We start from the raw sequence: 23,971 nt of genomic DNA, 5'->3' as shown, positions 1-23,971 counted from the left end.
GGGATGCGGACGTAGGGTCGCAGTATGACCGTCCGCAGCGCCGCGCTCCTCCTGCACCGCTCCTCCCCCGCCGGTCCGGAGGTCTGGCTGGGACACATGGGCGGCCCGTTCTGGGCACGGAAGGACGACGGGGCGTGGTCGCTGCCGAAGGGTCTGGTCGAGGAAGGAGACCAGGACGAGCTCGCCGCAGCCCGGCGCGAGTTCGCCGAGGAGATGGGGGTGCCGTCGCCGGACGCCGCCTATGTGCCGCTGGGCGACTTCCGGACCTCCGGCAAGGTGATCGTCGTGTTCGCCGGTGCGGCGCCCGGGTTCGACCTCGCGGACGTGCGCAGCAACACGTTCGACCTCGAATGGCCGCCGCACTCCGGTCGCACGCAGAGCTTTCCCGAGATCGACGCGGCGGGATGGTTCCCGCTCGACGTCGCCGCCGCGAAACTGACGAAGGGCCAGCGGCCCATTCTGGACGCGCTCCGCGAAGTTCTCGCGACTGGGGAGGGCGCATGACCCCCGAGTGGACGTATGGTGAGCGCGACAGGGCTGTCCGGTACCCGGAACGCGCAAGGAGGAGCCGTGAGCACGAAGAAGGCGGAGAAGGACGCGGAACGGGCGCTGGTCGCCGCCCGGGCCGCCGTGGACGAGGCGGAGCGGGCGGTGAAGAAGCTCGACAAACGCTCCCGCAAAGAGGCCGAGGAGCTGTCGGCCCGGCTGGAGCAGGCCGCGAAGGACGCGAAGAAGGCGGTCAAGCGCACGGAGAGGACCGAGAAGGCCGAGAAGGCGGCCCGCACAGCGCAGGCGGAGCCCGCCTCCGCCGGCGGCACCGCCGCGGCTCCGTCCACGGGCATCCCCACCTTCCACGGGCTGCGCGACCGCGCGAAGGCGCAGGGCATCCAGGGGTACTCGCGCATGAACAAGGCGCAGCTGCTGCACGCGCTCGGCGAAGGCTGAGCCGTTCACCGGCCGGTAACCGTATCGGCCTAGCGTGAACGCCCGTGACTGACCCCGACGGATCCGCCGCTCCCGGCCTGCTGCTGCGCTCCGCGCTCGCCCCGGCTCCGCGCACCCTCATCGACATCCTGCGGGCCTCGGTGACCGAGGACCCCGAGGCGTCCGCCATCGAGGACGCCCGCGGCGCGCTGTCGTACCGGGAGCTGCTGGCGATCGTGCTCGCCACGGCGGGCCGGCTGCGCCAGGCCGGCGTGCGCCCCGGCGACCGGGTGGGCGTGCGCATGACCTCGGGGACCCGGGAGCTGTACCTCGCCATCCTGTCGATCCTCGCCGCGCGCGCCGCCTACGTGCCGGTCGACGCCGACGACCCGCAGGAGCGCGCGGACCTGGTCTTCGGCGAGGCCGCCGTGCGCGGGGTCATCGGCGACGAGGGGTACCGGGCGAGCGGCTACGAGAGCGCCGTCGCACTCTTCGACGCCAGCGTGCCGCACCCCAGCACGTCCTCGGTGCCCCTGATCGACCCGCCGACGCCCGACGACGACGCCTGGATCATCTTCACCTCCGGCTCGACGGGGACGCCGAAGGGCGTCGCGGTCCGGCACCGGTCGGCGGCGGCCTTCGTCGACGCCGAGGCGCGCATCTTCCTGACGGACGAGCCGATCGGCGCGCAGGACCGCGTGCTCGCCGGCCTCTCGGTCGCGTTCGACGCCTCGTGCGAGGAGATGTGGCTCGCGTGGGGCCACGGCGCCTGCCTGGTGCCGGCGCCGCGCTCGCTCGTGCGGACCGGCATGGACCTCGGGCCGTGGCTGGAGGCGCACCGCATCACCGTCGTCTCGACCGTGCCGACGCTGGCCGCGCTGTGGCCGCCGGAGGCGCTCGACAACGTGCGCCTGCTGATCTTCGGCGGCGAGTCGTGCCCGCCCGAGCTCGTGAACCGCCTGGCGGTCGACGGGCGCGAGGTCTGGAACACCTACGGCCCGACCGAGGCCACCGTCGTGGCCTGCGGCACCGCTCTCACGGCGGGTGAGCCGGTGCGGATCGGCCTCCCGCTCGACGGGTGGGACCTGGCGGTCGTCGATGCCGAGGGCAACCCGGTGGGCGACGGCGAGAGCGGCGAGCTGGTGATCGGCGGCGTTGGTCTCGCCCGCTACCTCGATCCGGCCAAGGACGCCGAGAAGTACGCGCCCATGCCGACCCTCGGCTGGGACCGCGCCTACCGCAGCGGCGATCTGGTCCGCTTCGACCCGGACGGCCTGTTCTACCTGGGCCGTGCCGACGACCAGGTCAAGGTCGGCGGACGCCGCATCGAGCTCGGCGAGGTGGAGGCCGCGCTGCAGGCGCTGCCCGGCGTCTCCGGAGCCGCGGCCGCCGTGCGCCGGAGCGCGGCCGGGAACGACATCCTGGTCGGCTACCTCGCGGTGCCGGAGCGCGAGGCGTTCGACCGGGCGCTGGCGCTGCAGCAGCTGCGGGAGGAGCTGCCGGCGGCCCTCGTTCCGCTGCTGGCGGTCGTCGACGACCTCCCAGTGCGGACCTCCGGCAAGGTCGACAGGGCCGCGCTGCCCTGGCCGCTGGAGGACTCCGCGGACGCGGCCTCCCCGGTCGGCGACGATCCCGTCGCCGAGCTCCTGGCCGCCGATTGGCGCAGCGTGCTCGGGCTGCCCGTGAGCGGGCCGGACGACAACTTCTTCGACCTCGGCGGAGGGTCGCTCGCCGCCGCCCAGCTCGTCTCGCTGGTGCGCCGGCGGCACCCCGACATCAGTGTCGCCGATGTGTACGCGCATCCCCGGTTCGCGGCGATGGCACAGGCGCTCGCGGAGAGCTCTCCGTCGCCCTCGGCGGCGTCGACCCACGTCGTGCCGCGCACGCCGCGGCGGATGCAGATCCTGCAGACCGTGCTGGGACTCCCGCTGTTCATCCTCAACGGCGTGCGCTGGCTGATCTACCTGCTGACGGCCTCCGCCATCCTGCGTCCGTTCGGCGGGTTCGATGCGCTCCCGGAGGTGAACCTGCCCTGGCTCATCGTCGGCCTGATCGTCTTCGTGACGCCGTGGGGGCGCATGGCCATCGCGGTCGTCGCCGCGCGTCTGCTGCTCGCCGGGGTGAAGCCCGGCGACTACCCGCGCGGCGGAGGTGTGCACCTGCGCCTGTGGCTCGCCGAGCAGGTGGCGCACCAGATCGGGGCCGCGAGCCTCGCCGGAGCCCCGTGGATCAGCTACTACGCCCGGGCGCTCGGCGCGAAGATCGGCCCCGGGGTCGACCTGCACACGCTCCCTCCGGTGACCGGGATGCTGCGCATCGGCGCCGGCGCCTCCATCGAGCCCGAGGTCGACCTGGCCGGGTACTGGATCGACGGGGACCTCGTGCGCATCGGCGAGCTCCGGATCGGGGCCGGGAGCTCGGTGGGTGCACGGAGCTCGCTGATGCCCGGTGCGAAGATCGGGCGCGGAGCGACAGTGGCCCCGGGCTCGGCCGTCTTCGGGCGGGTCCCCGCGGGTCAGACGTGGGCGGGATCCCCCGCCGTGCGCGTCGGCCGGTCGCACGAGTGGTGGCCGAAGGAGCGGCCGCCGCGGCGCACCCGCTGGGTGTTCGCGTACGCGGCGGGGTCGCTCGTCGTCTCCCTCGCGCCGGCGGTGGCGTTCGCCGCCGGAGCGCTCGTCCTCGCCGCGGTCGTCCGGGGCGCCTCCGACATGGCCGAGGTCGCCGCCCGCGCCTTCGCGGCGCTCGTGCCGGGCACCCTCGTCGCCGGCGTCGTCCTCGCCGCCTTGGTCGTGCTGTTCGTCCGGCTGCTCGGGATCGGCGTGGAGGAGGGCGTGCACGCCGTGCGCAGCCGCGTCGGCTGGCAGGTCTGGTCGACCGAGCGACTGCTCGACATGGCCCGCACCATCCTCTTCCCGCTATACGCGAGCCTGTTCACGCCCGTCTGGCTGCGGATGCTCGGCGCCCGGGTCGGCACGGACGTCGAGGCGTCGACCGTACTGCTGCTGCCCGCGATGACGCGCATCCGCGACGGTGCGTTCCTCGCCGACGACACGCTCGTCGCCTCGTACGAGCTCGGCGGCGGGTACGTGCGCATCGCCCGGGTGGAGATCGGCGAGCGGGCCTTCCTCGGCAACTCCGGGATGGCGGGCGGCGGCAACCGCGTACCCCGCGACGGTCTCGTGGCCGTGCTCTCGGTCGCGCCGCGCAAGGCGAAGGCCGGATCGTCCTGGCTGGGCTCCCCGCCGGTCAAGCTGCGACGTCGACCGCAGGAGGCCGATCTCTCGCGCACGTACGCCCCCTCGCTGGGCCTCCGCGTCGCCCGGACCACCTGGGAGCTGCTGCGCATCGTGCCGGTGCTCGTCACGTGCGCGATCGGGCTCGGGGTCCTGCTCGGGCTGGGTGCCATCGTCGAGGCGTGGGGCCTCTGGTGGGCGGTCCTGCTCAGCGGGCCGGTGCTGCTCGCCGCCGGGGCGGGCGCGGCGGCGATCAGCTCCGCCGCGAAGTGGGCCCTCCTCGGGCGCCTGCGTGCGGGCGAGCATCCGCTGTGGTCGTCGTTCATCTGGCGCAGCGAGGTCTCCGACACCTTCACCGAGATGGTCGCGGCTCCCTGGTTCGCCTGGGCGGCCGCCGGCACCCCGGCGCTCGTCTGGTGGTTGCGCAGTCTGGGCGCCCGGATCGGGCACGGCGTGTGGATCGACAGCTACTGGCTCCCGGAGGCCGACCTGGTCTCGCTGGGCGACGCGACGACGGTCAACCGGGGTTGCGTCGTGCAGACGCACCTGTTCCATGATCGAATCATGAGCATGGACGAGGTCATCATCGAACGCGGCGGGACCCTCGGGCCGCACAGCGTCATCCTCCCGGCGGCCGCGATCGGTGCGGAGGCGACGGTGGGACCCGCCTCCCTGGTCATGCGCGGCGAGACCGTGCCGACGGGCAGCCGCTGGAGCGGCAACCCGATCGGCCCGTGGCGCGAGGTCGTGGTGCGGCAATACCAGACGCGGGCGGCCCGATGAGCGGCGCCCTCGCCGCCTCGGCTCCCCACGTCTACCTCCCCCGCTCGGGCACCGACGACTACGCGGTGGTCTCGTACGACCTGACGCTGGACTACCGCGTCGCGAACAACCGCCTGGAGGGCGTCGCGGTCATCACCGCCCGCGCCGAGACACGGCTGACGGCGATCGTGCTCGACCTCGTGCATCTGCGGGCGAAGAAGGTGCGGCTCGCCGGGGAGAAGCGGACGAAGCACTCGCAGAACGCGACCCATCTGCGTATCGCGCCGGCCACGCCGATCGAGGCCGGCAGCGAGTTCCAGGTGGAGGTCGTCTACGACGGCTCCCCCGCCCCCCGGCGCACCCGGTGGGGCACGCTCGGCTGGGAGGAGCTCACCGACGGCGTGATCGTGGCGGCCCAGCCCTCCGGCGCCCCGACCTGGTTCCCGTGCAACGACCGGCCGTCGGACAAGGCGTCGTACCGCATCCGGATCACGACCGAGGCGGCCTACACCGTGGTCGCGACGGGCGAGCTGATCGAGCACCGGGTGAGCGCGGGCCGCGGCATGTGGCTCTTCGAGCGGCCGGAACCGACCGCAACCTATCTGGCGGCCGTGCAGATCGGCCGGTACACGCTCGAGCCCCGGCGCACGGGCGACGTGGAGGTCGTGCTCGCGTACCCGGGGTCCCTCGCCCGGCGGGTGCTGGCCGACTTCGCACCGCTCTCGCGGATGCTCGACTGCTTCCAGGAGCGCTTCGGGCCCTACCCCTTCCCCTCGTACACGGTCGTGGTGACCGAGGACGCGCTCGAGATCCCGCTCGAAGCGCAGGCGATGGCGACCTTCGGCGAATCGCACGTCGACGGCCGCGGCGGCTCGGAGCGCCTGATCGCCCACGAGCTCGCCCACCAGTGGTTCGGCAACAGCGTGGGGCTGGCGAGCTGGCGCGACATCTGGCTGAACGAGGGATTCGCGTGCTACGCCGAGTGGATCTGGTCGGAGGCGTCCGGCGGGCCGTCGGCGAACACCCTCGCGCGCACGCACCACGCGATCCTGCGCCTGAAGGCGCACGACCTGGTGCTCGCCGACCCGGGCCCCGACACGATGTTCGACGACCGGGTCTACAAGCGCGGCGCGTGCACGCTGCATGCCCTGCGCAAGCGGATCGGCGACGAGCGGTTCTTCGCCCTGCTGCGTGACTGGTGCGGCGGGCACCGCTTCGGCACCGTGGACACGGCGACGTTCGAGGCGTTCGCTGCGCCGTACTCGGACGAGCCGCTCGACGACTTCTTCGACGCGTGGCTGCGCCAGACGCGCCTGCCGTCGCTCTCCGCCTGAGCGACGGCGTCGGGGGGACGCCCCCGGACTACGGCTTCAGAAGCACCTTGCCGACGCGGCCCTGACGGTCGCTGGCGTGGACGGCGTCGTGGATGTCGTCGAACAGGTACACGCCCGCGACCGGCAGCGTGATGGCTCCGGTCACGGCGGCCTGGATCAGCTCGCCGAACAGGGCGCGCCGCTTGTCGGACGCCATCGCGGCGCTGACCTTGCTGCCCCAGAAGCCTTTGACGGTCGCCTGCTTGAAGATCACGTCGCCGGACGAGATCGACATGGTGTCGGATCCCATCGCGCCGAACGAGACGAGGGTGCCGCCCTCGGCGAGCAGGTGGAGCAGGTCGCCGCTCGACTCGCCGCCCACCGAGTCCACGGCGGCGGAGATCGGTGCGCCGCCCGTGATCTCGGCGACGTGGGTCCGCCAGTCGGCGTGCGCGGTCGCGACCACGTTGCCGATTCCCGTCTCGGCGAGCACCTTCACGTCGGCCTCCCGGCGCACCAGCCCGACGACGTTCACGCCGCGGGTGGCCGCGAACTGCGCGAGCAGGCGGCCGACGGCGCCGTTCGCCGCGTTCTGGATGATCCAGTCGCCCGGCTCCACCTCGAGGTAGTCGAGCAGGCTGAGGGCGCTGAACGGCATGGCGACGAGCTGGGACGCGGTCTCGTCGTCGAGCGCGTCGGGAACGGGGATGAGGCCCGCGGCGTGCGCGACGAAGTACTCGCTCCACACGCCGAACGTGCCGCCCGTGACGACGCGCTGGCCGACCGCGGGCGACTCGACGCCCTCGCCGAGGGCGTCGACCACGCCGACGGCCTCGGTTCCCGCCTGCGCAGGAAGCTCGGGCTTGAAGCCGTACGTGCCGCGCGCCGTCCACAGGTCGTGGTTGTGGATGGGCGAGAGCACAGTGCGCACGCGCACCTGCCCGGGCCCCGGCGCCGGGAGCGGCCGCTCCTCCACACCGAGGACCCGGGCAGGGTCACCGAATTCGTGCTGGACGAGAGCGCGCATGGAAGCTCCTTGGCTCGAGGGGACAGGTCCATCCCAGCCTAGGCCGCGCGCCCTGTCCGTCTACTGGAAGGTCTTCAGGTTCTTCTCGACCGCGTCGATCACTCCGAGGGCGTCCGAGTACGAGCCGGGCAGGAAGTCGGGGGTGCCGACCGCGTGACCACCGCTCACGGCGGGCAGATCCTGGTAGCTCTGCAGGGCGAAGAGCTTGTCGATGTTGTTGGCCGGGGTGCCGTCGTTGTTCGTGTAGTAGATCAGCGCGTCCGCGTCCGTCAGCAGGTCGGTCTTCTCGTACGAGACGGACTGGTTCTCGCCGGCCTTCGTCGCGGCGGACGCGGATGCGAACTGCGCGCCGAGCTCTTTCAGGATGGCGCCGACCGGGGAGGTGTCGCTGTAGATCCAGTAGTTGCCGGCGTCGAAGCCGCCCTGGATGACGTCCCACTTCACGCTCGCGAGCTGGGTCGCATAGGTCGACGAGACGGAGGCGACCCGGGCGTCGTACTTCTTCTTCAGCGCGTCGTACTGGGCGGTCGCGCCGGCGAAGTCGGCCGTGTACTTCGGGTAGTCCTGCCAGGTCGAGTCGTCGTCGAACGGAGCGAACGCCGTCGGAGCGATGGCGGAGAGCTTCGAGTAGGCGTCCTTCAGGTACGGCACGTCCACGCCGACGATCAGGTCCGGCTTCAGCGCGGCGATCTTCTCGTAGTCGATGGTGCCGCCGTCCGTGACCTTGTCGGTCTTCTTCCAGTCGGTCAGGTAGCGCCCGGGCACGTACTGCTCGCCGCTGTTCTCGACGCCGACGGGAGCCACGTCGAAGTCGAGCAGCGACTCCGTGGTCCAGGAGTGCACGGAGACGATGCGCGTCGGGTGGACTGGGATCGTGACCTCGCCCTCGGGCGTCGAGACGCTGCGGGTCTGCGCGCTGCTGCCGGCGTCGCCGGTGGCCGGGGCGCTGCAGGCGGCGAGGGCCAGCGCGAGTGCGGCGCCGGTGAAGGCGAGGGCGGCGCGGCGGAGGCGGGGACGACGGTGGGGGTGCTGTGTCATGGGTCCTTCGATCGGTCGGTGGAGCAGGGAGGGGGAAGGTGCAGGTCAGGTGAGGATGGTCAGCGCGCGTCGGTCGCGCGGGCGGCGAACACGCGGCCGGGCGGGCCGAGCGGCACGACGAGCGGAGTGCCGGAGACGGGATCGGGCAGGACGTGCGCGGGCAGTCCGAACACGTCGTGGACGAGGTCGGCCGTCACGACGTCCGCCGGTGCCCCCTGGGCGACGATGCGGCCGTCGTTCATGGCGATGATGTGGGTCGCATAGCGGCTGGCCTGATTGAGGTCGTGCAGCACGGCGACGAGGGTGCGCCCCTCCAGGTTGAGTTCGTGGAACAGTTCCAGCAGCTCGAACTGGTGGGCGATGTCGAGGAAGGTGGTGGGCTCGTCCAGCAGCAGGATCCCCGTCTGCTGCGCGAGGGCGAGCGCCACCCAGACCCGCTGCCGCTGACCGCCCGACAGCTCGTCGACCCGGCGGCCGGAGAGCTCGGTCACGTTCGTGGCCTCGAGGGCCGCCGCCACCGCGGCCTCGTCGTCCCGGCTCCAGGTGCGGAACGCGTTCTGGTGCGGGTGGCGGCCACGGGCCACGAGGTCGGCGACCGTGATGCCGTCCGGGGCGAGGGAGGACTGCGGGAGCAGCCCGAGACGGCGGGCGACCTCCTTGGTGCGGTAGGCGTGGATGTCGCGCCCGTCGAGCAGCACCTGCCCGGCCGTCGGGCGCAGCAGTCGCGCGAGACCGCGGAGCAGCGTGGACTTGCCGCACGCGTTCGGCCCGACGATCACCGTGAACGACCCGTCCGGGATGGCGACGTTCAGGTCATGCGAGATGGTGCGCCCGTCATAGCCGAGCGTCGCACCCGATACGGCCAGCGGTGCGTCGGGCGGGGTGGTTGCGGTCATCGGCGTCGCCCTTCCGCGATCAGGAGCCAGACGAAGTAGCCGCCGCCGAGCACGACGGTGACGAGTCCGACGGGGACGGCGGACGGCAGGGCATGCTGCGCGACCCAGTCGGCGGCGAGGAGCAGGACCGCTCCCGTCGCCGCCGACACCCCGAGCGTGACGCCCGCGGTGCCGGCGAGCCTGCGCGCGATCTGCGGGGCGCTCAATGCGATGAACGCGATCGGCCCGGCGAGGGAGGTGACGGTCGCGCTCAGGGCGACGCCCACGATGGTCGCGGCCAGGCGTGTGCGCTCGACGGAGACGCCGAGCTGGGCGCCGGCGTCGTCGCCGAGCTCCAGCATCCCGAGACCGCGGGCCAGCAGGGCCGCGCAGGGGAACAGGATCACGAAGATCTCGCACGCGAGGAGCAGCTGGGGGTAGCCGGCGCGCTCGAGCGATCCGGCGCCCCAGAACGCCGCGCCGATCGCCTCCATCGTGTCGGCGTGCAGCAGCATCCACGTGTTGACCGAGGTCAGCATGGCGGTCACGCCGATGCCGACCACGATGAGCCGGAAGCCCTGCATCCCGCGCCGGTAGGCGAGCGCGTAGACCACGCCCGCGGTCACGAGGCCGCCGGCGATCGCTCCCCCCGTGACGGCGAGGGACGATCCGGCGTGCAGCCCGAGCATGACGATGAGCGCGCCGGTGTAGGCGCCGGTGTCGAAGCCGATGATGTCGGGGCTGCCGAGCGGGTTGCGGGTGAGCGACTGGAAGATCGCTCCCGCAGCGCCCAGGGCCAGGCCGAACAGGGCAGCCACCAGGACGCGCGGCAGACGCCACTCGACGACGATCGTGTGCACGATGCCGGACTCGCGCCCGGTCAGCGCGCCGACGACCTGGCCGAGGCCGAGGCCGTACGACCCCGTCGCGAGCGAGAGCAGACCGATCGCCACCGCGAGGGCCGCGAGCACGACGACGGTCACGACCGTCCGGCGCGGCACGCGGAAGGACGTCCGGCCGCGACGCACCACGACCTGGCGACGGCCGAAGGCCACGCTGCGCTCGGGCACGCCCGTCACGTGCGGTCTCGTGCTCACAGCGCCACCGCCCGGGATCGGCGGACCAGCACGATCAGCACCGGAGCCCCGACGAACGCGGTCACCAGGCCGACCGGCAGCTCGGCGGGGCTCATCACGATCCGGCCCAGGATGTCCGCGCCGAGGAGCAGCACCGGGCCGAGCACGATCGAGTAGGCCAGGATCCAGCGCTGGTCGGGGCCCACGATGGCGCGGGCGACGTGCGGGATCATCAGGCCGACGAAGGCGATCGGTCCGACGGCGGCCGTCGCCCCGCCCGCGAGGAGGGTCACGGCGACGACGGCGAGCGTGCGGGTCACGGCGGCGCGGCTGCCGAGGGAGGCGGCGAGATCGTCGCCGAGCGCGAGCGCGTTGAGCCCGCGCGTGGCGATCGCGGCGACCACCAGCCCGGCGAGGACGACCGGGGAGACGATCAGTGCCGCCTGCAGCGGCTGGGCGACGAGACTGCCGGCCGACCAGCCGAGCATGCGCTGGAAGGCGGTCGGGTTCAGGAGCTGGATGGCGGAGGTGATGCCGCCGAGCACGGCCGCCACACCGATCCCCGCGAGGGTCATCCGCAACGCGGTCGCGCCCTCGCGTGCGCTCATCCCGATGAGGGAGACGACCACGGTGGCGACGACCGCCCCCAGCAGCGCGAGCCAGAGGTACTGGCCGATGTCGCGCATCCCGAGCAGTGCGACGCCGACCGTCACGGCGAGGGCGGCCCCGGCGTTGACGCCCAGGATGCCCGGGTCGGCGAGCGGGTTGCGGGTGAACGCCTGGATCACCCCGCCCGCCACGCCCAGCGCGGCACCGGCGAGCAGGCCGAGGAGCGTGCGCGGCACGCGGAGACCCGTGATCACGAGCTCGTCGTCCGATCGGCCCTGGCCGAGCAGGGCGGGCAGCACGTGGTCGAGCGGGATCGCCTTCGCGCCGATGGCGATGCTCGCCCCGAGCAGGATCACGAGGAGGGCGATGGCGACGAGCAGCCAGCCGAGCCGCCACGTCAGGGGCCGCGTCGTGCGTTCCGGCCGCGTCGTACGCTCGGGCCGCGCGGTGCGTGTGCGCCGCGACGGGGACGGGGCGAGCGGGGCGCGAGCGGGCACGGAGGACTTTCTGAGGGGCGTCGTCGGGAGGCTGGCCAAGCTACTTAGGTAAGGCTAACCAAAGTGGGCCAGAGGTCAGCGTATGCCACCCGGCGACGGTCGCGCTATCGGCGATCGGACACGTCGTGTCGTGAAGCCGCCACGTTCCAGAGAGCGGCGAAGTGGCCGCCGCGTTCGATCAGGTCGCCGGGCGCGCCGACCTCGACGATCGCGCCCTGCTCCATGACCACGACCAGGTCGGCCTCCGCGGCCTGATCCAGACGGTGGGCGACCACGACGGCCGTTCGGCCCGCGATCGCCGCTCGGGCCGCCTCGTCGAGCGTCCGCGCAGCATCGCTGCCCGCCTCCGCCGTGGCCTCGTCGAGCACCGCGACAGCCGGGTCGATCAGCAGCAGCCGGGCGAGGGCCAGATGCTGGGCCTGCTGCGGCGTCAGAGCGTGACCGCCGGCGCCGACCCGGGTCGACGCGCCGTCCGGGAGCCCGTCGACCCACCCGGCCGCGCCGACGGCTTCGAGCGCGGAGCGGACCTCGGGCTCCCCTGCGGCGGGCGCCCCGAGCAGCAGGTTGTCCGCCACCGACCCGGCGAAGACGTGCGTCTCCTGCGACACCATCGCGACCGCCTGCGCCCGGAGCGCGGGATCGATCGTCCCGACCGGCACGCCGCCGACGAGGACCGACCCGCCGCCCGCGGAGCGCACCCCCGCGATCAGCGCGGCGACGGTGCTCTTCCCGCTGCCAGTGGTCCCGACCACCGCGACGTGGCGGCCCGCTTCGATGCGCAGCGTGACACCCTCCAGCAGCGGGATGCCGTCGTAGCCGAACCGGACCTCCCGCAGCTCGACCGCTCCCCCGCGTGGCGCAGCGCTCGTGCCGCGGACGACCCGCGCGCCGGCGTCCACGACTCCCACCAGGCGCGCCAGCCCGGCCGAGGCGCGCTGGAGGTCGTCCGCGGTGCCGAGTGCGTCGTTGATCGGATTGAAGAGGCCCGCGAAGAAGAGCGCCGCAGCGGTCGCCTGGCCGATGTCCGCGCCCGCCGTGCGGACGAGCAGGAAGGCCACGAGCAGGATGGCGCCGAGCCCGAGGAACTCCGCAAGGTTCAGCCGGCCGTAGAACCGTGTCATCGTGCGCGTCGCCTCGAGCTCGACCTCCACCGCCTCCCCCGATGCCGCACGTGCTCGGCCCGTCCGCTCCGCGTTCAGCCGGAAGGCGCGGACGGTGGGCAGGGCGGCGAACGTCTCGAGCAGGGTGGCCGCACGGCGGCCGGCCGCGGCGCGTCCGGCCGCGTAGATGCGACCGGACCGGCCCAGGTACCAGTGCACCGTGATCACCTGCACCGGCACGGCCACGAGAGCTGCGAGGGCGAACCGGAGGTCGAGTCCGGCCAGCCCGACGAGGGTGACCGCGATCGTCACCGCGGCCGTCAGCAGCCGTCCGAGGGCACCCTGCGCCACCTCCGCGACCTGCTCCACGTCGTCGGTCACGCGGGAGACGAGATCGCCCGAGGCGGCCTCGACCTCCGCCAGGGGCAGCGTCGCGGCCGCATCCACGACCTCCTCGCGCAGTCGTCCGAGAGGCGGGAGCACGGCGTGCGCGAGCAGGACGCCCGACATCCACGCCGCCAATCCCCCGACGACCGCGCACGCCGCCAGCAGCGCGAGAGGACCCGCGAGGGCGAGTGGGGCTGCCCGATCGCTCAGCAGCTGGGCGATCCAGCCGATGCTGCCGGGGATGCCGAGCCCGGCTGCGGCGCCGACCACGAGCGCGACCGCCGTGCCGAGCAGGGTCAGGCGCGAGTGTCCGAGTGCCGCGGCGGCGAACCGCCGCACCTCGCGCGGAGTCGCGACGGGGAGGAGCGCCGGCCGCGTCATCGAGTCGCCTCGGCACGGGATGCGGCATCGGCGACAGCGGCCACATCGACGGTCTCGACAGCATCGACCGTCTCGACAGCATCTGCGGTCTCCACAGCACCGACGGCGAGGACCTCGTCGCAACGGGCCAGCCACGCGGGCGACGTGGTGACGATGATCGTCGTCCGGTCCCGGCGCAGCACCCGTACGCGCTCCGCGACCACATCCTCCGTCGCAGCGTCGATCGCCGTGGTCGGGTCGTGCAGCACCAGGATCGGTTGGTCCGCCGCCAGTGCGCGGGCCAGGGAGAGGCGCTGCCGCTGACCGCCGGAGAGCCGGAGGCCCGCCTCCCCCACCTCGTCGGCGACGATCTCGTCCGCGAAGGCGGCGCGCAGTGCCGCGTCAACGAGCCCCGCAGGACCGACCGCCGCCACGTTGTCGCGCGGCGAGCCCTGGAACAAGGCGGACTCGTGCGGGGCGATGAGGACGTCCCCGGGGCGGCCGTCGCCCGCGACCCGCAACGCGCCCAGGACCCGCCGGGCATCGGCGGCCGTCGAGGTGACGACGCCGAACATCGTGCCGGCACGCACCGTGAACGTGGTGCCCGGGCCGTCCACCACCAGGTCGCCGACGGGAGGCCGAGCCCGATCCCGCAGGCTCGCCGCCAGATCGTCCACATCGGCGCGAGCGGCGGCGGAGTCGTCGGCGTAGTCGTCGGCGGCGCGGAGCAGCGCGAGGAGCCGGGACGCGGAGGCGCGGGCCCGCGCAGCGGCACCGGGCGCCGCGGCGAGCGTCTGCAACGGCCCCGCGAGGAACTGCGCGAGCCCCAGCGACGCGATCAGGCCGCCGAGCGAGAGCGTCCCGTTCAGAGCGAGCCACCCGCCGATCCCGACCACCACCAGCAGGTAGAGTCCGGTGGTCATCACGGTCACTCCGTCGCGGAGCGCGTGCGCTCGCACCGCCTGCTTCGCGGCCGCCGTCGCCGAACGGCTCGCCTCCGCATAACGACGGGAGGCGCTCGCGCCGGCCGCGAGCCCCGCGACGACGCGCAGCCCGCGTACGAGATCCTCCGCGAGCACCGCGGCCCGGCCCGCCGCATGCTGCTCATCGCCGCTGCGTGTCTCCAGCCCCCGGGCGATGGCCGCGTTCGCGCCGAGCACTGCGATCGTCCCGATCACGATCACCAAGCCCAGCGGAGGCGACGAGACCAGGAGCACCGTCGTGGCCGCCACCAGCGCGACCGCCGCGGCCAGCGCCGAGGCGATGACCCCGACGAAGCCGCCGACCCGGTCCGCGTCGCTCGTGGCACGGGTCAGGAGTTCGCCCGGCGCGTGCTCGCCCGTCTCGCCCGCACACCCGCCGGGCCCACCGGGCCCGTCCAGCACCCCGGCGACGACGCGCATCCGCAGCGTGTGGCCGGCGTGCTGCTTGGCCCGGGCGCTCGCGCGGGCGCCGAACCGGTACGAGGTCGACAGCAGCACGAAGTCGGCCGCGAGCACGGTCAGCCCGAGCCCCAGTTCGATCGGACTGCCGCCGTCAATCGCCCCGCTGACGGTCGCGCCGATCACGACCGGGACGAGCGCCTCCCCGACCTGGTGGGTGCTGTACAACAGGCAGGCGAGAAGCATGTCCCCGCGGCGCGCACCGACCGCCCAGGCGAGCAGGGCGCGCGGGGTACCCGGGAGCGAGGAGGACATAGACCGACCGTACGGGCGTGGAGCGCTGACGGCTGAACGTTATGCTGACAATGCATAGCGCGCATCCGCCAACCCGCCGATCGGCGCCGGAGAGGAACCCAGAGTGAGCACCGACGTCATCGAGCTGCACCGCTTCGCGCTCGACCGCGGCGAGGGCTTCGAGCCGCACAGCCACGACGACCACCAGCTCATCTGGGCCTCCTCGGGTGTGCTGACGGTCGAGGTGGAGGGTCACTTCTGGGTGCTCCCGACGACGCTCGGGCTCTGGATGCCGGCCGGCGTCCTCCACGCCCCTCTCGCCGTGCGCGAGTCCGTGATGGAGGGCATCTACTTCGACCCTGCGCGCACGCCCGTCGCCTGGCGGGAGCCCACTGTGGTGCGGATGAGCCCGCTCAGCCAGCAGCTCGTCGCCTATCTGGGCGACGACCTCGGCACCGACGAGCGCGCCCGCGCCGAGCGCGTGCTGATCGACACCCTGCGCCCGGTCGGCAAGCGGGCCATCGCCGTGCCGTTGCCCGCGGATCCGCGCGCACGGGATGTCGCACGGCTGCTGCTGACCGATCCGGCCGACCGTCGCAGCCTCGACGAGTTCGGCCGCGACGTGGGCGCCAGCGCGCGGACGCTCCTCCGGCTCTTCCAGGCCGAGACCGGCATGAGCTTCGGCACCTGGCGCACGCACGCCAGACTGCAGGCATCGGTGGCATTGCTGGCCGAGGGCGAGACCGTCTCGCGGGTCGCCTACCGCGTCGGGTACAGCACCCCCAGCGCCTTCATCTCGGCGTTCCATCGGGTCGCGGGTCAGACACCCGGCGCCTACTTCGCCGCCGATCATTAGCCGGGAGTCCGCCGTGGAGGCGGCCGCCTGATCATGAGGGTCGCCATACACTGGGCGGGTGAGCGAGGGCGCGGGACAGTCGGGCGGCCCGGGCGAGGTGCTCCGTCTCCCGGCCTTCGCCCTGTTCTGGAGCGCCACCACGATCCGTGCGTTCGGCAGCGCGATCGCCGCGGTCGCCTTCCAGGTCCTGATCGTCACAGTCCTGGGGGCCACCCCGCTGCAGATCAGCGTCCTGAGCGCTCTCAGCGTCGTCCCCTACCTGTTCCTGGGTCTGATCGTCGGCGCACTGATGGACCGCTGGCGCCGTCAGCGCACGCTCGTCATCACCAGCATCGGACGCGTCGTCACCCTCGGAGCGATCCCGGTCCTCCTGCTCACCGGGACGCTCACCTTCTGGTCGCTCGCGACCGTCGTACTGGTTCTCGGCGTCCTGACCCTCTTCGCGGACTCCGCAGCCCAGCCCTTCCTCCCCCACATCGTCCCGCGCCGTTCGCTCGTCCAGGCCAACTCCCGGCTGGGACAGAGCGCGACCGTCGCCACGACCGCCGGCCCGGCTCTCGGTGGCGCGCTCTTCGGTGTGCTCGGCGCACCGGTGCTCTTCCTCCTTGAGGCCGCGGTGAACGCGGTGGCCGCGATCCTCCAGTCCCGCATCGACGTGCGGGAGGCGCCGCCCGAGCCGCGTCCGCGCGGGCGCCACATCGGGCACGACATCGTCGAAGGCATGCGGTACACCTACCGGCACCGCACCCTCCGTCCGCTCGCGCTCTCCGTCCACGTGTGGTTTCTCGGGAACAGCATCGCGACGACCGTGTTCGCCGTCTTCGTCCTGCGAGAGCTCTCCCTGCCGCCCTGGGCCTTCGGCGTCGCTCTCGCCTTCGGCGGGGTCGGCGGGTTCCTCGGGGCGGTGCTCGCGCCCCGGCTCGGCGCGCAGATCGGAGCGGGACGGGCGATCCTCGCGGGCCGGGTTCTCGTCGTCGTGCCGTGGCTCGTCCTCGCGGTCGCACCGCTCACCGCGTCGAGCGGGCTCCCGGCCCTCGTCGCCGTCGTGTCCGCCATCCAGTTCCTCTACGGCTTGTCGATGGGCATCGAGGACGCCAACGACATCGGCTACCGGCAGGCCGTCGCACCCGACCGCATCCAGGGCCGCATGAACTCGACCATCCGCACCGTGAATCGCGTCGTGTTCTTCGTCGGTGCCCTGCTCACGGGACTCCTCGTGACGGTCGCGGGGTATCGTCCGACGATCGGCATCGCCGCGATCGCCTTCGCCGCCGCAGCGCTCATCGTCGCTCTGTCACCGCTGCGGACCGCCCGGCACGAGGACGCCGCCGACGCGCCCGTCTCCTGAGCGCGCTCATTCTGGTAGGGCGGACGGGACTTGAACCCGTGACCGGCGGATTATGAGTCCGATGCTCTAACCAGCTGAGCTACCGCCCCGGTCGTGTGCCGCCCGCTATTCGGGGCTGGGCACGCTGTCGGCCGCGTCCGTCACCGGGTCGGCCACCGGCTCACCACGATACAGGCTCTCGAATGTCGAGATGGTGCGCTGGATGTCGTGCGAGGCGACGATGCGCAGCGACGCGTTCTTGAGCACGTCGAGCTCCTCCTGGGGCAGGGTGAGCACGCTCTCGAGCTTGTCCGCGAGGTCCTGCGCGTCGCCCGGGCGGAACAGGTGGCCGTTCTCGCCGTCGTGCACGAGGTGGGGCAGCGCCATCGCGTCGGCGGCGACGACGGGCAGCCCGGAGGCCATGGCCTCCATCGTCGCGATCGACTGTAGCTCGGCGATCGACGGCATAGCGAACACCGTGGCGCGGGTGTACGCGGCGCGGAGCTCTTCGTCGGTCACGTAGCCGAGGAAGGTGACGCGGTCGGCGATGCCCAGGCTCTCGGCCATCGCCTGCAGGTTCTTGAACTGGTCGCCGCCTCCGACGATCTCCAGCTGCGCGTCGAGCGACGCCGGCAGGAGGGTGATCGCCTTGAGAAGCACGTCGATCTGCTTCTCGCCGGTGACCCGACCCACGAAGAGGATGCGGTTGGCCGTGCGCGGGGTGAAGTCGGGCGTGTAGTTCTGCGCGTCGATGCCGCAGGAGATCGCGTGGACGCCGCGCAGGCCCGTGGCCTTCTGCAAGAACTGGGCGGCCTTCTGCGTCGGCGTGGTGATCGCCTCGGCGCGGTCGAAGCTCTTGCGGGCGTCGCGCCACGCGATGTCGACGAAGGTCTGGTGCAGGAACTTCGGCAGCCGGGTGAACTCGATGATGTTCTCGGGCATCACGTGGTTGGTCGCGATGATGCGGATTCCGCGCTTCTGCGCCTCGTAGGCGAGACCGCGGCCGACGACGATGTGCGACTGGAAGTGCACGACGTCGGGCTTCACCTCGTCGAGCACGCGCCGCGCATTGGCCTTGCTCGTCCAGGGCAGTGCGAAGCGCAGCCAGTCGTGCGGGTACCAGCGCCAGCTGCGCAGACGGTGCGCGGTGATCTTCTGACCCTCGTGCTCCTCGATCCACGTTCCGTGCTTGCGGCCGGCGGCGGGTGCGACGACGTGCACGTCGTGGCCGTGCTCGACGAGGCCGGCGGAGAGGCGCTCGGCGAAGCGGGCGGCGCCGTTCACATCGGGGGCGAAGGTGTCGCACCCCATCAGGATGGTCAGCGGCTTGCGGGCCGGGGCGGGCGGGGTGTCGTTCGTTCCGCTCGGATCTGGCACGTGGTTGGTCCCTACTGTCGTGGGCCGGGTCGGTGGTCCGGCGACGGTTTCGGCGTGCCGGGCGGTGGTCCGCTCCGGCCGATTCAACGGCTTAGTCTAGGCCGGATTCCGTGGAGGTCTCTGCGACGCGCGCGGCGAGCGGCGTCTCGGCACCGGACTGCGGGTGGTACTTGGCGAGCTGGAACACCCCGTACATGGCCACCGCGCCGGTCAGTGCGAAGCCGACCATCGCCCACCACGGGGCACCCGCGGCCTCGTCGAGCACGACGATCCCGATCGTGACGGCGACGAGCGGGTCGATCACCGTCAGGCCGGCGATGACCAGGTCGGGTGGGCCCGACGAGTAGGCGTTCTGCACGAAGTAGGCTCCGAGTCCAGCGGCCGCGAGGAGCGCCACGATGCACAGCACCAGCAGCCAGTCCCACTCGTTGTTCGAGACGCGGTCGATGACGACCTTCGCCAGCGTCGCGACGAAACCGTAGAGGACCCCGGCGCCGACGATGTACATGATCGCCTTGAAGCGATGGCGGAGGAAGAAGAACAGACCGCCGGCCACGAGCAGCACGACGGCGAGGATGATCAGGATGACGATGAGCGATCGGCTGGTCACCGGCACATCCCGGGCGAAGACAGCCGCGATCAGCACGAACGCACCGACACCGCCCACGCAGAGGCTCACGGCGACGACCGAGCGCCGGTTGAGCCGCACCCCGCTGACGCGCGCGTTCAGGATGCTCGTGATCACGAGGCCCACGACGCCGAGCGGCTGCACCAGGATCAGCGGCGAGAGCTTGAGGCTCACCAGCTGGAAGACGATCGCGAGGCCGAGCAGCAGTGTCCCGATCACCCACGACGGCCGTGCGAGCAGCAGCCCGAGCTGGCGGACGTTGAGGCCGGAGGAGGCGTCGGTGGTCTGCGCCTCGACCTTGGCGACCCCGTGATGCTGCAGCTGCGCACCGATCGAGAGGAAGCAGGCGCCGACGAGGGCGATGGGGATGCCGAGGAGCTGGCTCGGCTGGTACGTCAGCTCGAGCGCGTCCATCAGTTCCGTACCCACCCCACGACCCTACCCAACATGCAGCCGATAGTCTTGCCGAATGGCCGTCCTCCCCATCCGGATCACCGGTGAACCCGTCCTCCACTCCCCCGCAGCCCCCGTCTCGGACTTCGACGACGACCTCCGGCAGCTCGTCGAGGACATGTTCGAGACCATGGACGCCGCGCCCGGCGTCGGGCTGGCCGGCCCGCAGGTCGGCGTGCCGCTGCGGCTGTTCGTCTTCGGCTGGACCGACGACGACGACGTGCTGCACCGCGGGGTGGCCGTGAACCCCGAGCTCTGGCAGAGCCCGCTCTCGATCGACGAGCTCGACGAGGACGAGGAGTCGGAGGGGTGCCTGTCGTTCCCCGGTGAGCGGTTCCCGCTCCGCCGGGCCGACCGCGTCATCCTGCGCGCCCTGGATGCGACCGGGGAACCCTACGAGATCGAGGCGGACGGCTGGCTCGCCCGCATCTTCCAGCACGAGTACGACCACCTCGACGGAGTGCTCTACGTCGACCGTCTCGCCCACCCCTTCGCGAAGACGGCGCTGAAGACGCAGCGCAAGAACAGCTGGGGCGTCCCCGGGCTGAGCTGGCTGCCGGGTCGCGACCACCTGGAGGACTAGCGGCGCAACTAGCGGCGCAGCTCCACGCCGTGCACGCCGTTGTGGTGGCGCAGCGCGGGGAACACCACCGAGAGGGTGAACCCGACACCGGGGACCGTCTTGGCGTTCAGCACCCCGCCGAACAGGGCGGCGCGGTCGCGCAGCTCGGTGAGCCCGACGCCCTCGTACTGCTCGGTCACCGCGCGCAGGTCCTCCTCGATGGAGTAGGCGGTCGCGGCGTCGACGCCCTCACGGTCCAGACCCTGGCGCCGGGCGGCGGCTCGGATTCCGTCGTCGTCGACGGTCACCTGCAGGCCGTCCTGCGTCCAGGCGAACGAGACGCTCACCCGCGTGCCGGGACCGCCGTGCTTGAGCGCGTTCTCCAGGCTCGTCTGCAGGATGCGGAAGACCGCGAGCTCCGCCCCCTGGCGGAGGGCGAACGATTCGCCCGTCTCGGTGAAGGACACCTCGATGCCCGCCTCGCGCATGATCCGGAAGAGGTCGCGGGCTGAATGCAGCCGGGGCTGCGGCTGGGAGGCGTCCTCCCCCTCCCGCACCAGGTTCTGAAGGCGTCGCAGGTCGCCGAGCGCGTCCCGCGCCGTCGTCTCGAGGGCCGTAGTGGACCGGGCCGCCGCGGCCGGGTCGGTGGAGGCGGCATAGCGGATGCCCTCCGCCTGCGCGAGCAGGCGGGTCACCGTCTGCACTGCGACGTCGCCGAGCTCGCCGGCGATCCGGAAGCGCCCGGCCTGCTCGGCGAGTTCGAGCTCGCGGTCGATGCGGTCCCACTCGGACTCCTCGCGGGAGTCGCGGAGGCGACGGTGCCGGCGTCGCTCCAGCAGCCAGAGGGTGAGGAACGCGAGCGCCACCACCAGCAGCACGACGCCGACGATCAGGGCGAGCGGGGTCATCACGGTCCTTCCTCGGCCGCCTGCGCGGCCCGGATGATCCTATCCCGGGCCGCGCGGAGAGGCGAAGGCGGTGCTGCAGGGGCGTTCAGGCGCCGCCGGGGTCAGGCCCCGTCGGTGCGGTTCGCGCGCAGGACCTCCAGTCGCGCCCGGTACTCGACCTCGTCGATGTCGCCGTTCGCGTAGCGCTGGGCGAGCGTCTGCTCGGCGGCGCGGGTGGCGGACTGGGAGGCGGACTGACCAGCGGAGTGCGGTCCCCAGCCCGGACCGCCGTACCCGGCGTACCCGCCGCGCGCTGCGGCCGCACGACGCCACCGGCGACCGGCGAACCCGAAGATCAGCACGAACACGGCGACCCAGAAGATCGGGATGAAGATCCACCACCATCCGAATCCGAACCCGGGTCCGGCCCAGACGGTGCAGGGAGCGGCGGCCAGTGCGGCCGCGACGGAGGAGCTGAACATGGTTCGTCCAATCGGTCGATGCCGTCCGCGGCTCTCGCGGACGATGACATCAGCCTCGTCGCCGCGCCGTCCGGGCGAATCCGCCCCCTGGAGTGACCTGCCCTACTCCCCCGGGAGCACGACCTCCCCCGGGTGCACGACGGTCAGCTCCGGCCTGCGCGAACCAGCCCCGTCTCGTAGGCAAGGACCACCAGGTGCACGCGGTCGCGGGCGCCGAGCTTGGCGATGATCCGCGAGACGTGGGTCTTAGCCGTAAGCGGCGAGAGGTAGAGGCGCTCGGCGATCTCGGTGTTGGTCAGCCCGTGGCCGACCAGCGCGAGCACCTCGCGCTCGCGCTCGGTCAGCACCGCGAGCCGCTCGAGGTCCGGCGCCGGGCCGAGGCCTCCCGCGACCCGTGCGATCAGCCTCCTGGTCGCGCCCGGGGAGAGCAGGGCGTCCCCTTCGGACACGACGCGGATCGCGCGCAGCAGCTCGACCGGCTCGGTGTCCTTGACGAGGAACCCGCTGGCGCCGGCGACGATCGCCTGCGCGACGTACTCGTCCAGTTCGAACGTCGTCACGATCACGATCCGCGTGCCGGCGAGGGCCGGGTCGGCGACGATCTGTCCCGTCGCCCAGAGCCCGTCGCCGTCGGGCATGCGGATGTCCATCAGCACGACGTCCGGAGACGTGCGCCGTGCGAGGTCGACCGCCTCCCGCCCGGTGGAGGCCTCGCCCACGACCTCGAGGCCGTCCTCGGCTTCGAGCAGCGCACGGAATCCGGCCCGGACGAGGTGCTGGTCGTCGGCCAGCAGGACGCGGATCACGCGGCCTCCGCCGGCCGCGCCGGCAGCTGCGCCTCGACCGTGAGCCCGCCGCCCGCCGTCGGCCGGGTGGTGAAACGGCCGCCGAGCAGCTCGGCGCGCTCGCGCATCCCGAGCATCCCCTTGCCCTCGGTGAGGGCGTCGTCCGAGCGCCCGCGCCCGTCGTCGGCCACGGTCAGCACGTACCAGCCGTCGCGCTCGGCGATGGCGATGTCGACCCGCCGCGCCTGCGCGTGACGGCCTGCGTTCGTCAGCGACTCCTGCACGATGCGATAGAGAGCGTGCCCCGTCGCCGCCGAGGCGCCGTGCGCAAGGTCGTTCGCGTAGGTCACGTCGAGCCCCGCGCGCCGGTATGTCTCCACGAGCACCGGGATGCGCGACAGATCGGGTTCGGGCGACCGGTCCGCGTACCCGTCGGAGCGCAGGAAGCCGAGCACGCCGCGCACCTCTTCCAAGGCCTGTCCGCTGGTCGTCTTGATGGCCTCCAGCGCCTCCCGGGACTTCTCCGGGCGCGAGTCGAAGAGATGGAGCCCGACACCCGCCTGCACGCTGATCTGCGACAGCGAATGCGCGAGCACGTCATGCAGCTCGCGCGCGATGCGCAACCGCTCCGCCTCGGCTGCGGACTCCCGTCGCGCCGCGAGCGTGCGGGAGAGCTCGCGGTAGCGCTCACGCCGGTTGCGGATCGCCTCCCCGACGCCCAGCAGCAGGCACAGGAACAGCGCGAGGATCAGCGGACGGATCATCGAGGTCGGACGCTCGGTCAGCAGGAAGGCCGCGAGCGGCGCCACCACGGCGAATCCCGCGAGCGTCCACCACGCCCAGACGCGGGCGCCCCGCACCACGGCGCCGACCACGGCGAAGGCCAGGGGCAGCGCGGCGGCGGGCGGGCCGGTCGTCAGTGCGATCGCCGGCGTGCAGAGTGCGGCGATGGCGACCACGACCGCACCGGGGCGGCTCCGTCCGAGAGCGAGCAGCCCGGAGGACAGGAACGCGACGAGCATCGCCGCAGCGGTGAACGGATGTGCCGACGTGTCGAACAGGGCGAACAGCAGGCCGGGGACCTGCAGGAAAGCAGCCACGACCACCGGGAACCAGCGCGAGCCCCGCGGCCGGCCCCGGTCCGCCCACGCGGACGCGCGCGGATCCGAGGGGGTCTCGTCGCGCGCGGGAAAGGGCATCTCCCCATGCTAATCACGCGACGAGGCGCGCTCGTGCGCCCGAGGGCGTCACGGCGATACTCCCGGCTACTCCCCCGGGAGTACGCAGCCCGCTACCGGTCGGCTCACGGATTGCGCTCGGCGTCGAATCCGCCGTCGTCCACCGGCTCGTACAGCGTGCCGAAGGCCGGACCGCCGAACGACGTCAGCCCTGCCTCCTCGGCCCGGGCCTCGTCGGCTTCGCGGGTGCCGTTCTCGTAGTCCTCGTACGGCGCATCGGGTTCTTCGGGCCCGTTGGCGCTGTCGGATCCGTCGGCTCCACCGGAACCGTCAGGCGTCGTGCGGCTCTGCTCATCGCTCATGGCGCGGAGGCTAGACCCGTTCGGTGAACGGCGGATGTATTCCGCTCGCGGCATGCGGAGAAACGAAGATCCCGGTCACCTGCCCTGAAGGGCGGGTGACCGGGACCCGGTGGCTCCCCGACTTGGACTCGAACCAAGAACCTGCCGGTTAACAGCCGGCTGCTCTGCCAATTGAGCTATCGAGGAATGCTTGATCA

The 23,971-nt window shown here is 72.5% G+C and carries 21 protein-coding genes and 2 tRNA genes; 7 read left to right on the top strand and 16 right to left on the bottom strand.

Annotation, left to right across the window (positions count from 1 at the left end; genetic code table 11):
* Positions 1–24: 24 nt before the first annotated feature.
* The 4 genes from ACFVU2_RS09395 to ACFVU2_RS09380 all read left to right on the top strand — a co-directional run bounded on the left by ACFVU2_RS09395 (position 25) and on the right by ACFVU2_RS09380 (position 6,253).
* The gene (locus ACFVU2_RS09395; RefSeq protein WP_387873248.1) at positions 25–504 is read left to right on the top strand and encodes an NUDIX domain-containing protein; all 480 of its coding nucleotides are present in this window, start codon (positions 25–27) and stop codon (positions 502–504) included.
* 66 nt (positions 505–570) lie between these two features.
* The gene (locus ACFVU2_RS09390; protein WP_387873246.1) at positions 571–945 is read left to right on the top strand and encodes a hypothetical protein; all 375 of its coding nucleotides are present in this window, start codon (positions 571–573) and stop codon (positions 943–945) included.
* Between the two features lie 44 nt (positions 946–989).
* Complete coding sequence (locus tag ACFVU2_RS09385) at positions 990–4,940, top strand: Pls/PosA family non-ribosomal peptide synthetase (RefSeq protein ID WP_387873244.1); 3,951 nt, start codon at positions 990–992, stop codon at positions 4,938–4,940.
* Positions 4,937–6,253 (top strand): M1 family metallopeptidase, encoded by a 1,317-nt coding sequence (locus tag ACFVU2_RS09380; RefSeq protein ID WP_387873242.1) that lies wholly within the window; start codon positions 4,937–4,939, stop codon positions 6,251–6,253. Before ACFVU2_RS09385 ends, ACFVU2_RS09380 begins: the two co-directional genes overlap by 4 nt.
* 28 nt (positions 6,254–6,281) lie before the next feature.
* On the opposite strand, the gene ACFVU2_RS09375 is transcribed toward ACFVU2_RS09380, so the two are convergent.
* From ACFVU2_RS09375 to ACFVU2_RS09345, 7 genes are all read right to left on the bottom strand, one after another.
* The gene (locus ACFVU2_RS09375; RefSeq protein ID WP_387873240.1) at positions 6,282–7,259 is read right to left on the bottom strand and encodes a zinc-binding dehydrogenase; all 978 of its coding nucleotides are present in this window, start codon (positions 7,257–7,259) and stop codon (positions 6,282–6,284) included.
* A gap of 60 nt (positions 7,260–7,319) precedes the next feature.
* Entirely contained in the window at positions 7,320–8,297 is a 978-nt protein-coding gene (locus tag ACFVU2_RS09370) for an ABC transporter substrate-binding protein (protein ID WP_387873239.1), read from the bottom strand.
* 59 nt (positions 8,298–8,356) lie between these two features.
* Positions 8,357–9,193, bottom strand: a complete 837-nt coding sequence (locus ACFVU2_RS09365; protein ID WP_387873237.1) for an ABC transporter ATP-binding protein — start codon at positions 9,191–9,193, stop codon at positions 8,357–8,359.
* Positions 9,190–10,269 carry a FecCD family ABC transporter permease gene (locus tag ACFVU2_RS09360; protein ID WP_387873235.1) on the bottom strand — a complete coding sequence of 360 codons (1,080 nt, stop codon included), beginning with the start codon at positions 10,267–10,269 and terminating at the stop codon, positions 9,190–9,192. The genes ACFVU2_RS09365 and ACFVU2_RS09360 overlap by 4 nt, the downstream gene beginning before the upstream one ends.
* Positions 10,266–11,354 (bottom strand): iron chelate uptake ABC transporter family permease subunit, encoded by a 1,089-nt coding sequence (locus ACFVU2_RS09355; RefSeq protein ID WP_387873233.1) that lies wholly within the window; start codon positions 11,352–11,354, stop codon positions 10,266–10,268. The genes ACFVU2_RS09360 and ACFVU2_RS09355 overlap by 4 nt, the downstream gene beginning before the upstream one ends.
* 104 nt (positions 11,355–11,458) lie before the next feature.
* Positions 11,459–13,222, bottom strand: a complete 1,764-nt coding sequence (locus tag ACFVU2_RS09350) for an ABC transporter ATP-binding protein (RefSeq protein ID WP_387873231.1) — start codon at positions 13,220–13,222, stop codon at positions 11,459–11,461.
* Positions 13,219–14,898 (bottom strand): ABC transporter transmembrane domain-containing protein, encoded by a 1,680-nt coding sequence (locus ACFVU2_RS09345; RefSeq protein ID WP_387873229.1) that lies wholly within the window; start codon positions 14,896–14,898, stop codon positions 13,219–13,221. The genes ACFVU2_RS09350 and ACFVU2_RS09345 overlap by 4 nt, the downstream gene beginning before the upstream one ends.
* 103 nt (positions 14,899–15,001) lie before the next feature.
* Between ACFVU2_RS09345 and ACFVU2_RS09340 the strand changes: the two genes are divergently transcribed.
* The gene (locus tag ACFVU2_RS09340; protein WP_387873227.1) at positions 15,002–15,733 is read left to right on the top strand and encodes a helix-turn-helix domain-containing protein; all 732 of its coding nucleotides are present in this window, start codon (positions 15,002–15,004) and stop codon (positions 15,731–15,733) included.
* A 58-nt stretch (positions 15,734–15,791) separates the two neighbouring features.
* Positions 15,792–17,081, top strand: a complete 1,290-nt coding sequence (locus ACFVU2_RS09335) for an MFS transporter (protein ID WP_387873225.1) — start codon at positions 15,792–15,794, stop codon at positions 17,079–17,081.
* Positions 17,082–17,093: 12 nt separating this feature from the next.
* Here the strand turns inward: ACFVU2_RS09335 and ACFVU2_RS09330 are convergent.
* From ACFVU2_RS09330 to ACFVU2_RS09320, 3 genes are all read right to left on the bottom strand, one after another.
* Positions 17,094–17,170 (bottom strand) — tRNA-Ile (locus ACFVU2_RS09330).
* Positions 17,171–17,186: 16 nt separating this feature from the next.
* Positions 17,187–18,437 (bottom strand): glycosyltransferase, encoded by a 1,251-nt coding sequence (locus tag ACFVU2_RS09325; protein WP_387873223.1) that lies wholly within the window; start codon positions 18,435–18,437, stop codon positions 17,187–17,189.
* Between the two features lie 91 nt (positions 18,438–18,528).
* Positions 18,529–19,494: a DMT family transporter gene (locus ACFVU2_RS09320; protein WP_387873221.1), complete on the bottom strand. Its 966-nt coding sequence runs from the start codon at positions 19,492–19,494 to the stop codon at positions 18,529–18,531.
* 40 nt (positions 19,495–19,534) lie between these two features.
* On the opposite strand from ACFVU2_RS09320, the gene def reads away from it, so the two are divergent.
* Positions 19,535–20,101 carry a peptide deformylase gene (gene def / locus ACFVU2_RS09315; RefSeq protein WP_387873219.1) on the top strand — a complete coding sequence of 189 codons (567 nt, stop codon included), beginning with the start codon at positions 19,535–19,537 and terminating at the stop codon, positions 20,099–20,101.
* 8 nt (positions 20,102–20,109) lie between these two features.
* Here the strand turns inward: def and ACFVU2_RS09310 are convergent, their stop codons facing one another.
* The 6 genes from ACFVU2_RS09310 to ACFVU2_RS09285 all read right to left on the bottom strand — a co-directional run bounded on the left by ACFVU2_RS09310 (position 20,110) and on the right by ACFVU2_RS09285 (position 23,960).
* Positions 20,110–20,988: a sensor histidine kinase gene (locus tag ACFVU2_RS09310; RefSeq protein ID WP_387873217.1), complete on the bottom strand. Its 879-nt coding sequence runs from the start codon at positions 20,986–20,988 to the stop codon at positions 20,110–20,112.
* Between the two features lie 101 nt (positions 20,989–21,089).
* A complete protein-coding gene (locus ACFVU2_RS09305; protein WP_387873215.1) occupies positions 21,090–21,449 on the bottom strand; it encodes an SHOCT domain-containing protein in 360 nt (119 codons plus the stop codon).
* Between the two features lie 143 nt (positions 21,450–21,592).
* The gene (locus tag ACFVU2_RS09300) at positions 21,593–22,255 is read right to left on the bottom strand and encodes a response regulator (RefSeq protein WP_387873214.1); all 663 of its coding nucleotides are present in this window, start codon (positions 22,253–22,255) and stop codon (positions 21,593–21,595) included.
* Positions 22,252–23,433, bottom strand: a complete 1,182-nt coding sequence (locus ACFVU2_RS09295; RefSeq protein ID WP_387873212.1) for a sensor histidine kinase — start codon at positions 23,431–23,433, stop codon at positions 22,252–22,254. Before ACFVU2_RS09295 ends, ACFVU2_RS09300 begins: the two co-directional genes overlap by 4 nt.
* A 104-nt stretch (positions 23,434–23,537) precedes the next feature.
* Positions 23,538–23,774: a hypothetical protein gene (locus ACFVU2_RS09290; protein WP_387873210.1), complete on the bottom strand. Its 237-nt coding sequence runs from the start codon at positions 23,772–23,774 to the stop codon at positions 23,538–23,540.
* A gap of 110 nt (positions 23,775–23,884) precedes the next feature.
* A tRNA-Asn gene (locus ACFVU2_RS09285) sits at positions 23,885–23,960 on the bottom strand.
* Between the last annotated feature and the right edge of the window lie 11 nt (positions 23,961–23,971).

This window comes from Leifsonia sp. NPDC058194 (assembly GCF_042883605.1).
GTDB lineage: Bacteria > Actinomycetota > Actinomycetes > Actinomycetales > Microbacteriaceae > Leifsonia.
Note: the sequence above shows the minus strand (reverse complement) of the source record. Positions and strands in the feature narration are given on the sequence as shown.